This is a genomic window from Pseudomonas helvetica (assembly GCF_039908645.1).
Taxonomy (GTDB): Bacteria; Pseudomonadota; Gammaproteobacteria; order Pseudomonadales; family Pseudomonadaceae; genus Aquipseudomonas; species Aquipseudomonas helvetica.
The window spans coordinates 5,357,172-5,371,724 of the sequence record NZ_CP150917.1 but is presented as its reverse complement, the minus strand read 5'-3'; the positions used below and the strand labels follow the sequence as shown (position 1 = coordinate 5,371,724).

Below are 14,553 nucleotides of genomic sequence, written 5' to 3'. Positions count from 1 at the left end.
GCCGGCCGTGTGCGTTTGTCGCTTCACATTGAATGGAGGAATCCCCCCTTTGCAGGAGGCTTGGATGCACAACGACGGGAATGTAGTGCCTTTGCACAAGGCCGCTACCGGTCAGGCGAATCCATCGCCGCTCGCCCGCCTGCCGGTGATTCTGCTTCAGGTTCGCGACAAGGCTGCGCAACAACTCAGGCTTGGTTTGCAGGAGATGTTTGATAATGCCGACGACACCTTGTTCGAAATGGCTGACCGGGCACAGACCAATGTCGAGCAGAACATCTTCTTTGAAGCCATGCGCGATTTGCGCCTCAAGCGCAAAAACATCGAGCGCGGCTTTCACGAGCTTTTCTTCGAGGCCTTTGCCGGCCTCATCCAGTACGACCCGACTCACGCCGCCTTGCCGTTGGCGATGAATCCAGACCCTTCGATCGAACTCCCCGATGACCAGCCTGAGCGGCAAGCGGCGCTTGAAGCCATGGTCGCCAAGGCGCTCAACCGGGACGGCTTTGCCCTTGGACAGCTGACCGCGCGCCTGAGCTCTCTGCTGGGCAAGCCCCTGGATGATTCGCGCAATCCCATGGGGCCGGCGATGCTCTGCGAGTATTTTTTGCAGGCCGGACGCAATCTGGGGGTGGAGATCAAGGTCAAGCTGATCATCCTCAAATTGTTCGAACGCTATGTGCTCAGCGATGCCGATCAGCTCTATGCGCAAGCCAACCAATTGCTGATCGCCACTGGCGTTCTGCCTGAACTCAAGACCGCCCCCGCACGTCGTGTCACGGGCCGGGCGGCGGCCAGTGTTCATGCGGAGTCCAGCGAGTCGGGCGTCAGATCCAACAGCACGCACGACGATAAAAGCGTGCAAGAAGTCTTCGCCACCTTGCAGGCGTTGCTGTACCCCGTGCGCGACAATGTTGCGCCGACCCTCGAAGCCAGCGCCCAGAGCCAGCCCATCTCGACCCGCGATCTGCTGCGCCTGCTCTCGCACTTGCAGCAATACGTGCCGGCCCCTGGCGCCCAGGATGATTTTGACCTGCGCAATCAGCTTGAACAGTTGCTGACCCGGGTCAGCGTCAAAAGTGGCAACTCTCGGGTGGTCGGGGTAGCGGACGAGGATGTGATCAATCTGATCGCGATGCTCCTCGAATTCATTCTCGCCGCCCCTCAATTGCGGCAAGTGATCGCAACCTGAGGGGTGATCACGGCATACTGGAGCCCGTCAGAGCCGTCATTGAAGGAGCCTGTATGCAGTTGGACCCCGCGAGCGGTTGGTTTGAAGGCGTGCGCCATTGCCCGTCACCCAACTTCAATGCGCGCCCCACGGGCGAAATCTCCTTGCTGGTAATCCACAATATCAGCCTGCCTCCGGCGCAGTTCGCGACGGGCAAGGTGCAGGAATTTTTTCAGAACCGCCTGGATATCACCGAGCACCCCTACTTTGAAGGGATTGCCGACTTGCGCGTGTCTGCGCATTTTCTGATCGAGCGTGACGGCGCGATCACCCAGTTTGTCTCTTGTCTTGATCGGGCGTGGCACGCAGGCGTGTCCCGGTTCGAGGGGCGTGAAGGGTGTAACGATTTCTCCCTTGGCATCGAGCTTGAAGGCACTGACGATCTGCCGTTCACCGAGGCTCAATATCACGCGCTGATTGCCCTGACCCGCCAATTGCAGTCTACGTTTACAGCCATCACCCATTCACGTATCCAGGGGCATAGCGATATCGCCCCCGGACGCAAGACTGATCCGGGACCGGCGTTCGACTGGGCACGCTATCGCGGGGCTCTGGAAAAAGGGGAAGCACAATGAGTTTTCTGGTGTTACTGCTGGCGGTCTGGATCGAGAAGTTCTCGGCCTTGCGTCATCAAGTTCAGCGCGACAGTGGATGGCTGCGGGAGCTGGCCAAATATGAAGCCAGCCCAAAGCTTGCGAATCGGCCCTGGCTGGTGCTGGCATTGCTGGTGCTGTTCCCTGTGGCGTTACTCGGCTTTTTGTTGCTGGTACTGGAGCCGGTGGCCTATGGCTTGCTGGCCCTGCCGGTGCACTTGCTGGTGGTGATTTACAGCCTGGGCCGTGGTGATTTGCTCGGCGGCCTGGGACCGTTTCGTGATGCCTGGCGCCGGGAAGATCTGCAAGCGGCGGCACTGGTCGCCAAACGTGACCTGGATATTTGCGCCGACAGCGGCGAGCAATTGCTGCAGAAGGTTCAAGCTCATTTGCTGTGGCAGGCTTATCAGAGTTTTTTTGCGGTGATTTTCTGGTACTTCCTGCTCGGTCCGGTGGCGGCCCTGAGTTATCGCTTGCTGGCCCTGGCGGCCGAGCACGGCAAGAACCCGGCGGTGGTCGAGCGCGCCGCACAATTGCGACATGCCTTTGACTGGCTGCCGGTGCGCTTGCTGGCAGCGAGTTTTGCTTTGGTCGGTAACTTCGTCGCGGTCAGCCGGGTGATGCTCCATGAATTGTTGAACTGGAATATCAGCGCCGCGCAGTTGATCGAGAACGTCGGCGTGGTAGCGGGTGAGATTCCGGCACCAGTGGCGGGGCCTGAAGGGGTTCAAAACCTGGATCAGATCTGGGAACTGCTGCTGCGAGCGGCGGTGGTCTGGTATGCCGGGTTTGCCATTTGGACCGTGCTGCCCTGATCCAGCTGTGTGGCGAACGCTTTTGTGGCGAGGGGGCTTGCCCCCGTTCGGCTGCAGAGCAGTCGTAAAACCGGTTGACTCACTTCTCCTGACGAACCGCGTACTTCGATTTTAGGGGCGCTTTGCACCCCAGCGGGGGCAAGCCCCCTCGCCACAGGTTTTTCTTCCGGCCTGAGTGATCGCGTTCGAGTCGTTAACCTTAAGTTACAAAACCCCCTTTCGATTTGAGCTATACAGAAGCAGCGCGCCATAGTGGCTATCTGCTGCATCTGCGTGCCTGCCCAAAAAAATAAGAAATGAAAGGGGGACGTCCGTGAAGAGTTTGCTCTATCCCGCCGTTGCGCTGATGAATCGCCTGAGCTTCGGCATGAAATTCAGTCTGATCAGCGTGCTGTTTTTCTTCCCCATGCTGGTGACCAACTTCTATCTGGTTCGGGATTCGTATCGCGAGTTCCAGGGCACCCAGGTCGAGTTGCAAAGCCTCGACCTGCTGGGCAGTGGCCTGACGCTGCGGCGAGATCTGGAAACCCTGAACAACCTGGTACAGATCAACGCGACCCTCGGCCAGTCTGGCAAGGCGGGCGATACCGAATCGAAAATCAGCGCCCTTGAGCAGAGCGTGCTAGCACGCCTGCAAAGTCTGACCGCGACGACCAATGATCCTGAGCAGGTCAGTGTTTTTGATGGCAAGCGCGATGAAATGATTGCAGCGTTCAAGGCTCAACAAACGGAGACGTCTGTGCAAAGCAAAAGTGCGCTGATTGGCAAACTGCTCGGCAACGCACAGATTTTCAGTCAGATCATCGCCAGCCAGGCCGGCCTGAGTCGTGACAACCAGAGTGATCTGCGCCAATTGAGTGAGCTGATCACCAACGTTACCCCGCGTGTGACGCAAACCCTCGGCGAGGGCCGGGCGATGGGGGCCTACTCGCTGGGGCAGGGGTTTCTCAACTCTGCTTCGAGCACCCGGTTCGATGAACTGCTGGCGCAGATCGACAAGCTTCAGGCCGAATACGCCTTGAAGTTGCAGGACGCACTGGCGGCCGGCAAAGCGGCGCGTGAGGTGCTGGAGCCCTCGGCCAATGCCAGTAAAGCCACGCTCAAACAGGCCAGCGAGCTGTTTGAAGAGCAAGTGGTGGTGGCCGATACCCTCGATAAACCCTGGCAGGGTTTTTACGATCAGGTTACCGGGCTGATGGACAAGACCTATCAACTGAACGATGCGACGCTTAAGTTTCTCGGCGTTCAATTGCAGCAACGCCTGGAACAGAACCGCACGCACATGGTGCTGCAGGCGGTGGCACTGTCGGTGGTGTTCGTGCTGATTTTTTACCTCTATGGCGGCTTCTATGCCTCCACCCGCACCACCCTCAAGCGTCTCGGCGGAGTCATGGACAAGGTGGCGGCCGGTGACATGACCATCACGTTTACCGCCCACAGCCGTGATGAGTTGGGTGAGTTGGGCAACGTCTTCAATGGCACCGTGGCGAAGATCCATGACCTGATCGAGTTGGTCGGCAAGACCGTCAACGAAGTGGAGCGTCAGGCGAGTCAGGTGGAAACGGTATCGGCCAGGAGCAATCAGGCGGTGGCCGGTCAGCGTACGCAGATCGAGCAAGTTGCTACGGCGATGAACCAGATGTCGGCCACCGCTCAGGAAGTGGCGCGCAGTGCGGCGGCTGCCGTCAGCAGCGCCCACAGCGTCAACGATGAAACCATTAGCGGTCGCGGCTTGGTCGAGTCGCAACAAGGCAGCATTGCGCAACTGGCCAGCGAGATCGACTCGTCAGTGCTGGTGATCAATCAACTGGCCAGCGACAGTCAGTCCATCAGTCGCGTGCTGGAAGTGATCAAGAGCATCGCCGAGCAGACCAACCTGCTGGCGCTCAACGCGGCCATCGAGGCCGCCCGTGCGGGTGAGCAGGGACGTGGCTTTGCGGTGGTGGCCGATGAGGTCCGCACCCTGGCCAAACGGACCCAGCAATCGACCGAAGAAATCGAGCAGATGATTACCAGGCTGCACGCTGGCGTTGGCGCCGCCGTGAAGGCCATGAGTGTCAGTCACCAGATGGCCAGCGGCACGGTCGGTCAGTCGGAAAAGGTCCAGCAAGCCCTGGAAAACATCCTCGGCGCGGTGGGTATGATCGTCGATCAGAACCAGCAAATTGCCGCGGCAGTCGAGCAGCAAACCGCGGTGGCCCACGATATCGACCAGAACATTGTCGAGATCAACCGGGCCGGCGAGCGCACCGCCGAAGGTGCGCACCAGACCGAGCATGCCAGCCGTGCACTTTCGGCCCAAGTGGTGCAGTTGAAGCACTTGATCAGCGCGTTCAGGGTTTGAAGCGTAACCACGAATAAATGTGGTGTGTTGTGCTGTCAGTTATTACCAGTTGAACAGCTCGCAGGCGTTGGCGGTGCTGGCAGCGGCCAGTTGCTCGGGGCTGATGGCCATGATCTGCGCCAGTGCCGCGCAAATCGCCGGCAGGTGAGCAGGGCTGTTGCGTTGTCCGGGGTACATGGCGGGCGCCATGTCCGGTGAATCGGTTTCCAGCACCACCGATTCCAGCGGCAAACCGGCGATTACTTTGTGCATGCGCAAGGCTTGTGGCCAGGTTGCCGCACCGCCCAATCCCAGTTTGAAACCGAGCTTGAGGTATTCGCGGGCCTCTTCCTGGCTGCCGGCAAAGGCGTGGATGATGCCGGCGCGTTTGAGCCTGAAGCGTTTCAAGGTCGCAATCACCGCCGCATGGCTGCGCCGCACATGCAGCAGCGCCGGCAACTGGAAGTCTGCCGCCAGTTGCAGCTGTGCTTCAAACAGCGTTTGCTGGCGTTCGCGGTCCAGGTCCTGAAGAAAGTAATCGAGGCCAATTTCGCCCACGGCGCACAGTTGCCGATGGCCGGCCAGACGCGTCAGCCAGTCCGCCAACTCGGTCAGGTCAGCGGGACGATGCTCATCGAGGTAGGCCGGATGCAGGCCAAACGCGGCATGCAGGTCCGGATCGCTTTGCACCAGGTCCCAGACCCGCTGCCAATTGCGTTGATAAACCCCCAGCACCACCATCCGCTTCACACCCAAGGCGCGGCATTGAGCCAGCAGCGCCTGACGGTCCGGGTCGAAGTCCGGGAAGTCCAGATGAGTGTGGCTGTCGATCAGCTCCACGTTTCAGTCCTGGCGAATACGCTGTTTGAAGGTCCGCGCGATGGCTTGCACGCCGGGTTGGTAATGGGCCTCTTCAATCGCCGCAAGCGCCAGCTGCAGGGCTTTATCGGCGATCAATTGATGCTGTTGGGCCATGGCGTTGACCGGCAGCGGCAGGAAGTCCAGCAACTGCGTGTCACCAAACGTGCCGAGGCGCAACGGGCGGGTTTTCAACGGGAAGTCATGCAAGGCATCGAACACGCCTTGAAGCAGCACGTAGGACGTCGTCACCAACGCATCCGGCAAATGGCCGAGGCGTTGCAGTAATTCTTCCATCAGTTGTCGACCGCAGTCGCGGCTGAACGCCTCGCCGTGTTCGATCAGGACTTCGCCCTTGAAGTCGATCAGAGCCTGTTTGAAGCCGGCGGCACGTTCCTGGCTGATGCTCAGCTCGGGTCGCGCACCGATCAGCGCAATCTGCTTGGGCTGCGGTTGCAACAGGCTGCGGGTGAGGTTCAGGCTGGCTTCGCGATCATCGCTGATCACCGAGCAGAAATGCTCAGGCTCCATGACCCGGTCAATCGCAATGATCGGCAAGCCCTTGGCCTGCAACTGGCGATAGCTGTCATCGCCGGCCGGCAGGCAGCTGGCGACAATCAATGCATCGCAACGCCGTGCGCGAAACAGCTTGAGCAACTGGCGCTCGCTGTCCGGTGCATCGTCGGAGCTGGCAATCAGCAACTGATAGCCACGCGCCCGGGCACCCTGTTCGAGGAGCTTGGCGATCCGCGCGTAACTGGGGTTTTCCAGGTCCGGCAGAATGAAACCCAGGGTGCGGGTGTGCCGACTGCGCAACCCGGCCGCTTGAGGATTAGGCGTAAAGCCATGTTGCTCGACCACCGCGCGCACGCGCTCGACGGTGGCGTTGCTGATGCGCTGCTGTTCGGCCTTGCCATTGATGACATAGCTGGCGGTGGTGACAGACACACCGGCCAACTGGGCGATATCACTGAGTTTCAACTCGGGATTTCCTTGTTTTTTCGAGCTTGCCCCGACATTTTGTCCAATCCTACCCGATTACGGCAGGCGACCAATGTCGCAACGCATCCGACAAGTTGGACTTCAAGGTTGGGAGATTATCGAGTAACGTGCCAACTCATCTAGATTAAACGTTTCAGCAAGCGTATTTTCTGCGCTATTGGCTCTTTTTGCCGGTTCTGCCGTGAAACCGACAAAGGATGCTCTGAAAAAGAGTGCTCTGAATAAAGCCTAAACTGATTCAATCAAAACAATACCTGGCGCGACCCCGCGCCAAAAAGGAGAAAGCATGCTCGAGCTCACCATAGAGCAGATATCCATGGGCCAGTCGGCTGTGGATAAAGCCGCCGCATTGCATTTGCTGGCCGACACGCTGGTTAACGATGGCCTGGTGGCCGAGGGTTACCTCAGCGGCTTGCAGGCGCGTGAAGCCCAGGGTTCGACCTTTCTCGGCCAAGGTATTGCGATCCCCCACGGAACCCCCGATACCCGCGATCTGGTGCACACCACCGGCGTGCGTTTGCTGCAGTTCCCCGAAGGGGTGGATTGGGGCGACGGGCACATCGTGTACCTGGCGATCGGTATCGCGGCCAAATCTGACGAGCATTTACGCCTGCTGCAATTGCTGACCCGCGCCCTCGGTGAAACCGATCTGGGCCAGGCCTTGCGCCGCGCCAGCAGCGCCGAAGCCTTGCTGAAACTGCTGCAAGGCGCGCCGCAAGAGCTGGCGCTGGATGCACAAATGATTGGCCTGGGCGTCTCCGCCGACGACTTCGAAGAGCTGGTCTGGCGTGGCGCACGGTTGTTGCGTCAGGCCGACTGCGTGAGCAATGGTTTTTCGGCGGTATTGCAGCAGGTCGAAGCGCTGCCGTTGGGTGATGGCCTGTGGTGGCTGCACAGCGAACAAACGGTCAAGCGCCCCGGCCTGGCCTTCGTCACCCCGGACAAACCGATTCGTTACCTCGGCCAGCCACTGAGCGGGCTGTTCTGTCTGGCCAGCCTTGGCGAGGCGCATCAGGCCTTGCTCGAACGTCTTTGCGCCTTGCTGATTGAAGGCCGAGGTCACGAACTCGGTCGCGCCACCAGCCGGCGTGCGGTGCTGGAAGTGCTCGGCGGTGAATTGCCGGCCGATTGGCCGAGCGCTCGTATTGCCTTGGCCAACGCCCATGGCTTGCACGCGCGGCCGGCGAAGATCCTTGCGCAGTTGGCGAAAAGTTTTGAAGGCGAGATCCGCATCCGCATTGTCGACGGTCAGGACAGCGCGGTGTCGGTGAAGAGCTTGAGCAAACTGCTCAGCCTCGGTGCCCGTCGAGGCCAGGTGCTGGAGTTGATTGCCGAGCCGAGCATCGCCGCCGATGCGTTACCAGCGCTGCTGGCGGCTATCGAGGAAGGCCTGGGCGAAGACATCGAACCGTTGCCGACAGTGAGTGCACAGAGCGAGGTCATCGACGAAATCATTGACGTCGTGGTTGCTCCCGCCTCCGGCAGCGTGATTCAAGCTGTCGCTGCTGCACCAGGGATTGCCATTGGTCCTGCACATATTCAGGTGCTGCAAGCGATCGATTACCCGTTGCGTGGCGAGTCCACGGCGATCGAGCGAGAGCGTCTGAAAACATCCCTGGCCGATGTCCGTCGCGACATCGAAGGGTTGATCCAGCGCAGCAAGGCCAAGGCCATCCGAGAGATTTTCATCACCCACCAGGAAATGCTCGACGACCCGGAACTGACCGATGAAGTCGACACTCGCCTCAAGCAAGGCGAAAGCGCTGAAGCGGCGTGGATGGCGGTGATCGACGCGGCAGCCAGACAACAGGAATCCTTGCAGGATGCCTTGCTCGCCGAGCGAGCAGCGGACTTGCGCGATATCGGTCGACGGGTGCTCGCGCAACTGTGCGGCATCGAAACCCCGAGCGAACCGGATCAGCCGTACATCCTGGTGATGGATGAAGTCGGGCCTTCGGATGTCGCACGCCTGGACCCGGCGCGGGTTGCCGGTATTCTCACCGCGCGCGGTGGTGCCACCGCCCACAGCGCGATTGTCGCTCGGGCCTTGGGCATTCCGGCGCTGGTTGGTGCTGGCGCGGCGGTGTTGCGGCTGGCTTCGGGCACGCCATTGCTGCTCGATGGTCAGCGCGGTCGGCTGCATGTCGACGCCGATGCGGCGACGTTGCAGCGTGCCGCCGAAGAACGTGACAACCGCGAGCAACGCCTGCAAGCGGCTGCGGCCCAGCGTCACCAACCGGCGCTGACCACTGACGGCCACGCGGTCGAAGTGTTTGCCAACATCGGCGAAAGTGCAGGTGTGGTCAGCGCGGTGGAGCAGGGCGCTGAAGGGATTGGTCTACTGCGCACCGAACTGATTTTTATGGCCCACCAGCAAGCGCCGGACGAAGCCACTCAAGAAGTCGAATACCGTCGGGTGCTCGATGGTCTGGCCGGGCGGCCGCTGGTGGTGCGGACCCTGGACGTTGGCGGTGACAAACCGTTGCCGTATTGGCCGATTGCCAAGGAGGAAAACCCGTTCCTCGGCGTGCGTGGCATTCGCCTGACCTTGCAACGTCCGCAGATCATGGAAGCGCAGTTGCGTGCCTTGCTGCGCGCCGCTGACAACCGACCGTTGCGGATCATGTTCCCGATGGTCGGCAGCGTCGATGAATGGCGTCAGGCGCGAGATATGACCGAGCGCCTGCGTCTGGAAATCCCAGTGGCCGACCTGCAACTGGGGATCATGATCGAAGTGCCGTCGGCGGCTTTGCTGGCGCCGGTTCTGGCCAAGGAAGTCGATTTTTTCAGCGTCGGCACCAATGACCTGACCCAATACACCCTGGCCATCGATCGCGGTCACCCGACCCTGTCGGCCCAGGCCGATGGCTTGCACCCGGCGGTGTTGCAACTGATCGACATCACGGTGCGCGCCGCCCATGCTCATGGCAAATGGGTTGGCGTGTGCGGCGAACTGGCGGCAGACCCGCTGGCGGTACCGGTGTTGGTCGGCCTGGGGGTGGATGAGTTGAGCGTTTCGGCGCGCAGCATCGGCGAGGTCAAGGCACGGGTTCGTGAGCTGAGTCTTGCGCAGGTAAAACATCTGGCCCAACTGGCTCTGGCCGTGGGCAGCGCGAATGAAGTGCGCGCATTAGTGGAGGCTCTGTAATGGCCAAAATCCTAACCCTGACCCTCAACCCGGCGCTGGACCTCACCGTTCAGTTGCCGCATCTGGAACCTGGTCAGGTCAATCGCAGCGAAGCCATGCACACCCACGCCGCCGGCAAGGGTATCAACGTGGCACAGGTGCTGGCAGACCTCGGGCATCAGCTGACGGTCAGCGGTTTTCTCGGTGAGGACAATCTTCAGGCGTTCGAAACCCTGTTCGCCAAACGCGGTTTTGTCGACGCCTTCATCCGCGTACCCGGTGAGACTCGCAGCAACATCAAACTGGCGGAAGCGGACGGACGCATCACTGACATCAACGGTCCAGGGCCGGTGGTCAGTGCGGCTGCGCAGCAGGCGTTGCTCGATCGTCTGGATCAGATCACCTTGGGTCATGACGCCGTAGTGGTCGCCGGCAGTTTGCCGCGTGGCGTCAGCGCACAGTGGTTGCACGGGTTGCTGTTGCGCCTCAAGTCGCGGGGTTTGAAAGTCGCCCTCGACACCAGCGGCGAAGCCTTGCGCGCAGGGCTGTCGGCGGGACCGTGGCTGATCAAGCCGAACACTGAAGAGCTGTCCGAGGCGCTGGACTGCGAGGCGGTTTCGGTGGCTGCACAAGCTGAAGCGGCGAGTCGTTTGCACGCTCATGGAATCGAACATGTGGTGATTTCCCACGGTGCCGAAGGCGTTAACTGGTTCAGTGTTGGCTCGGCGATGCACGCCACACCACCCAGGGTCAGTGTTGTCAGTACGGTGGGTGCCGGCGATTCATTGCTCGCGGGCATGCTCCACGGTTTGCTCAGTGCCGATACGCCAGAACAAACCTTGCGCACCGCCACGGCGATTGCCGCCATGGCCGTTACGCAGATCGGTTTTGGTATCGGTGACGCCGCGCAACTGGCGCAGCTCGAACAGGAGGTGCGCGTGCGCCTCCTGACAGAACAATAAGAGGGTTGGTCATGAAGTTAGCCATTGTTACTGCCTGCCCGAATGGCATGGTTACCAGTGTGCTGTGCGCGCGTTTGCTCGATGCCGCCGCGCAGCGTCAGGGCTGGAGCACCAGTGTTGAAGTGCATGACGCCGCACACCCGGAGCGCCAACTGTCCGCCGCGACCCTGGAAGACGCCGAGTGGGTGTTGCTGGTCAGCACCGGGACTGTGGATATGTCGCGGTTTGTCGGCAAGCGGGTGTTCCAGAGCACGCCGTCCCAAGCCCTGCAAGACGTCGATGCAGTGCTGCGCCGTGGTGCTGAAGAAGCCCAAATCTATGTCGCCCCGCAAGCTGTCGTTGAACCCGCAACTGTCAGCAAAACCGCGCCGCGTCTGGTGGCGGTCACTGCGTGCCCGACCGGTGTCGCCCATACCTTCATGGCGGCCGAAGCCTTGCAGCAAGCGGCCAAGCGTCTGGGTTATGACTTGCAGGTGGAAACCCAGGGTTCGGTCGGCGCCCGTAATCCGTTGAGCGCGCAAGCCATTGCTGATGCCGATGTGGTGCTGTTGGCGGCAGACATCGAAGTCGCCACCGAGCGTTTCGCCGGCAAGAAAATATACCGCTGCGGCACTGGCATCGCCCTGAAGCAGGCCGAGGCCACACTCAACAAAGCACTGGCCGAAGGCAAGCAAGAAACCGCATCGAGCGGCGTCCAAGGCCCGGCCAAGAAAGAGAAAACCGGGGTCTACAAACACCTGCTGACGGGCGTCTCGTTCATGTTGCCGATGGTGGTGGCCGGGGGCTTGATGATCGCGCTGTCGTTTGTCTTCGGCATCACCGCGTTCAAGGAGCCGGGCACGCTGGCGGCGGCACTGATGCAGATCGGTGGCGATACCGCGTTCAAGTTGATGGTGCCGTTGCTGGCGGGTTACATCGCCTATTCGATTGCTGACCGTCCTGGCCTGGCGCCAGGGATGATTGGTGGCCTGTTGGCGAGTACCCTGGGCGCCGGTTTTATCGGCGGGATCATTGCCGGATTCATTGCCGGCTACGCGGCGCAGGCGATCAACCGTTATGCGCGTCTGCCGCAAAGTCTGGAAGCGCTGAAACCGATTCTGATCATCCCGTTGCTGGCGAGTCTGTTCACCGGCCTGGTGATGATCTATGTGGTCGGTAAACCGGTCGCCGGACTGCTGGAAAGCCTGACGCATTTCCTCGACAGCATGGGCACCACCAATGCGATTCTGCTGGGGGTATTGCTCGGCGGCATGATGTGCGTCGACCTCGGCGGGCCGATCAACAAGGCCGCTTATGCGTTCTCGGTGGGGCTGCTGGCGTCGCAAAGTTATGCGCCGATGGCCGCGACCATGGCCGCTGGCATGGTGCCGCCGATTGGCCTGGGCATCGCCACGTTCATCGCCCGGCGCAAGTTTGCCCAGACCGAGCGCGAAGCCGGTAAAGCCGCCTTGGTGCTGGGGCTGTGCTTTATCTCCGAAGGGGCAATTCCGTTCGCCGCCAAGGATCCGTTGCGGGTGATCCCGGCGAGCATCGCCGGTGGTGCACTGGCCGGTGCACTGTCGATGTATTTTGGCTGCAAGCTGATGGCGCCTCACGGCGGACTGTTCGTGATGCTGATCCCGAATGCGATCAACCATGCGCTGCTGTACCTGCTGGCGATTGTTGCCGGGAGCCTGTTGACGGCGGTGGTTTACGCCGCGGTCAAACGCCCGGAAGTCGCCGAGTTGGCATTGGAACCGGCCAACGCCTGAGGTTCCGTAGGAGCAAGGCTTGCCCGCGATGAAGCCAACGCGGTCTGGTTGATGTACCGCGTTATCGTTCATCGCGGGCAAGCCTTGCTCCTACAGGTCAGAGGGTGAATGTCACCGCGCGTTCACACAGCCATGTTTAAGTTTTCCTTTTAGGGAGAACTCCATGAGCGAATTCGACTTGGGACGCCGTCGAGTGATGCAGGCTGTCGGTGCCGGTTTGTTGTTACCTGGCCTGGCTCCGGCGGTGATCGCCTCGGTCAAGGATCGCCCACAGCTCACCGATGGCGTGCAATCCGGTGATCTGCTGGGCGACCGGGCGATGATCTGGAGCCGCAGCGACCGCCCGGCGCGGATGGTCGTGGAATGGGACACTCGCAGCCTGTTCAGCAATCCTCGGCGTTTCGTCTCACCGTTGGCTGATGCCCGCACCGACTTCACGGCCCGGGTCGAGCTGACCGGGCTGCCCGCCGATCAGGCGATCTTCTATCGCGTGTACTTCGAAGACGCCCAAAGCGGCGTGGCCAGCGAACCGTGGTTCGGTCACCTGCGCAGCGTGCCGCAGACCCGTCGCGACATCCGTTTTGTCTGGAGCGGCGACACCGTCGGCCAGGGCTTCGGGATCAACCCGGATATCGGCGGCATGCGCATCTACGAAGCCATGCGTTTGCGCCTGCCGGACTTCTTTATCCACAGCGGCGACACCATCTATGCCGACGGCCCGGTACCGGCGCAACTGACCACCGAAAACGGTCGGGTGTGGCGCAACATCACCAGCGAAGCCAAGAGCAAAGTCGCGGAAACCCTCGACGAATATCGCGGCAACTACCGCTACAACCTGATGGACGAAAACATCCGCCGTTTCAATGCCGAGGTGCCGCAGATCTGGCAGTGGGACGACCACGAAGTGGTGAACAATTGGTCGCCGGGCAAACAGCTCGACGAGCGCTACCAAAGCAAGGATATCCACAGCCTGGTCGGCCGTGCGCGGCAAGCCTGGCTCGAATACGCGCCGATGCGCTTACAGGCCGCCGACAACGGCGGACGGATCTATCGCAAGCTCGGTTACGGGCCGCTGCTGGATGTGTTCGTGCTGGACATGCGCAGCTATCGCGGGGCCAACGACGACAACCTCGGCGGCGAAAAAGCCTTCCTCGGACGCGAGCAACTGGAGTGGCTCAAGCGTGAACTGAAAAACTCCGGCGCGCAGTGGAAAGTCATCGCCGCGGACATGCCGATTGGTCTTGGCGTGCCTGATGGCGAAGTCAGCCCCGGCGTGCCGCGCTGGGAAGCCGTGGCCAACGGTGATCCAGGCCCGGCCCAGGGCCGCGAGCTGGAGATCGCTGAGTTGTTGGGTTTCTTGCGGGCGCAGCAGGTGCGCAATTACGTTTGGCTGACGGCCGATGTGCATTACTGCGCCGCTCACCATTACCACCCGGATCGCGCAGCGTTTCAGGACTTCGAACCGTTCTGGGAGTTTGTCGCAGGTCCCTTGAATGCCGGCAGCTTCGGCCCCAATCCGCTGGATAAAACCTTTGGCCCCGAAGTGGTGTTCGAGAAAGCCCCACCGGCGCAGAACACCTCACCGTTTGCCGGGTTTCAGTTTTTCGGCGAGGTGAATATCGATGGCCAGACCGCCGAAATGAGCGTCATCCTGCGCGACCTGGATGGCGTGGCGGTGTTTGAGCAGCGGTTGCAGCCGGTTTGAGTGTGTGGATCTTCAAAAACCACCCCCTCACCCCAGCCCTCTCCCCGAGGGGGAGAGGGAGCTAATCTTCTTCGTTTTCAAACCTGAGTTCGACTCGGTATTTCAGGTCGATGGACAGCGCAAGACACCTCGGTCAGTCCCCTCGCCCCTTGGGGCGGTCCGACGTTTCGGGAGGGCTAGGGTGAGGGG

Annotated in this window: 10 protein-coding genes; 8 read left to right on the top strand and 2 right to left on the bottom strand. The window is 60.9% G+C overall.

The genetic code is table 11. From position 1 onward, the window contains the following. Positions 1-64 precede the first annotated feature (64 nt). The 4 genes from AABM55_RS24825 (at position 65) to AABM55_RS24810 (ending at position 4,980) form a co-directional block, all read left to right on the top strand. Positions 65-1,189 carry a DUF1631 family protein gene (locus AABM55_RS24825; protein WP_347928022.1) on the top strand — a complete coding sequence of 375 codons (1,125 nt, stop codon included), beginning with the start codon at positions 65-67 and terminating at the stop codon, positions 1,187-1,189. Positions 1,190-1,242: 53 nt separating this feature from the next. Continuing rightward, the gene (gene ampD / locus AABM55_RS24820) at positions 1,243-1,803 is read left to right on the top strand and encodes a 1,6-anhydro-N-acetylmuramyl-L-alanine amidase AmpD (protein ID WP_347928021.1); all 561 of its coding nucleotides are present in this window, start codon (positions 1,243-1,245) and stop codon (positions 1,801-1,803) included. Beyond that, the gene (ampE, locus tag AABM55_RS24815; protein WP_054594053.1) at positions 1,800-2,636 is read left to right on the top strand and encodes a regulatory signaling modulator protein AmpE; all 837 of its coding nucleotides are present in this window, start codon (positions 1,800-1,802) and stop codon (positions 2,634-2,636) included. The genes ampD and ampE overlap by 4 nt, the downstream gene beginning before the upstream one ends. Before the next feature lie 313 nt (positions 2,637-2,949). Then, entirely contained in the window at positions 2,950-4,980 is a 2,031-nt protein-coding gene (locus AABM55_RS24810) for a methyl-accepting chemotaxis protein (RefSeq protein WP_347928020.1), read from the top strand. Between the two features lie 42 nt (positions 4,981-5,022). Here the strand turns inward: AABM55_RS24810 and AABM55_RS24805 are convergent, their stop codons facing one another. Beyond that, positions 5,023-5,799 (bottom strand): TatD family hydrolase, encoded by a 777-nt coding sequence (locus AABM55_RS24805; protein WP_347928019.1) that lies wholly within the window; start codon positions 5,797-5,799, stop codon positions 5,023-5,025. 3 nt (positions 5,800-5,802) lie between these two features. After that, positions 5,803-6,798, bottom strand: a complete 996-nt coding sequence (cra, locus tag AABM55_RS24800) for a catabolite repressor/activator (RefSeq protein ID WP_103318625.1) — start codon at positions 6,796-6,798, stop codon at positions 5,803-5,805. Positions 6,799-7,105: 307 nt separating this feature from the next. Here cra and ptsP point away from each other — a divergent pair, with 307 nt between their 5' ends. The 4 genes from ptsP to AABM55_RS24780 all read left to right on the top strand — a co-directional run bounded on the left by ptsP (position 7,106) and on the right by AABM55_RS24780 (position 14,364). Next, a complete protein-coding gene (ptsP, locus tag AABM55_RS24795) occupies positions 7,106-9,967 on the top strand; it encodes a phosphoenolpyruvate--protein phosphotransferase (RefSeq protein WP_347928018.1) in 2,862 nt (953 codons plus the stop codon). After that, the gene (gene pfkB, locus AABM55_RS24790) at positions 9,967-10,908 is read left to right on the top strand and encodes a 1-phosphofructokinase (RefSeq protein WP_103318630.1); all 942 of its coding nucleotides are present in this window, start codon (positions 9,967-9,969) and stop codon (positions 10,906-10,908) included. The genes ptsP and pfkB overlap by 1 nt, the downstream gene beginning before the upstream one ends. A gap of 11 nt (positions 10,909-10,919) precedes the next feature. After that, entirely contained in the window at positions 10,920-12,659 is a 1,740-nt protein-coding gene (locus AABM55_RS24785; RefSeq protein ID WP_054594047.1) for a PTS fructose-like transporter subunit IIB, read from the top strand. A 163-nt stretch (positions 12,660-12,822) separates the two neighbouring features. Next, positions 12,823-14,364, top strand: a complete 1,542-nt coding sequence (locus AABM55_RS24780; RefSeq protein ID WP_347928017.1) for an alkaline phosphatase D family protein — start codon at positions 12,823-12,825, stop codon at positions 14,362-14,364. The last annotated feature ends 189 nt before the right edge of the window (positions 14,365-14,553 follow it).

Bases quoted from the DNA above. Each gene is read 5' to 3' on its own strand.
- ptsP (WP_347928018.1), top strand. From the start codon at position 7,106: ATGCTCGAGCTCACCATAGAGCAGATATCCATGGGCCAGTCGGCTGTG.
- AABM55_RS24785 (WP_054594047.1), top strand. From the start codon at position 10,920: ATGAAGTTAGCCATTGTTACTGCCTGCCCGAATGGCATGGTTACCAGT.
- ampE (WP_054594053.1), top strand. From the start codon at position 1,800: ATGAGTTTTCTGGTGTTACTGCTGGCGGTCTGGATCGAGAAGTTCTCG.
- AABM55_RS24825 (WP_347928022.1), top strand. From the start codon at position 65: ATGCACAACGACGGGAATGTAGTGCCTTTGCACAAGGCCGCTACCGGT.
- ampD (WP_347928021.1), top strand. From the start codon at position 1,243: ATGCAGTTGGACCCCGCGAGCGGTTGGTTTGAAGGCGTGCGCCATTGC.
- pfkB (WP_103318630.1), top strand. From the start codon at position 9,967: ATGGCCAAAATCCTAACCCTGACCCTCAACCCGGCGCTGGACCTCACC.
- AABM55_RS24780 (WP_347928017.1), top strand. From the start codon at position 12,823: ATGAGCGAATTCGACTTGGGACGCCGTCGAGTGATGCAGGCTGTCGGT.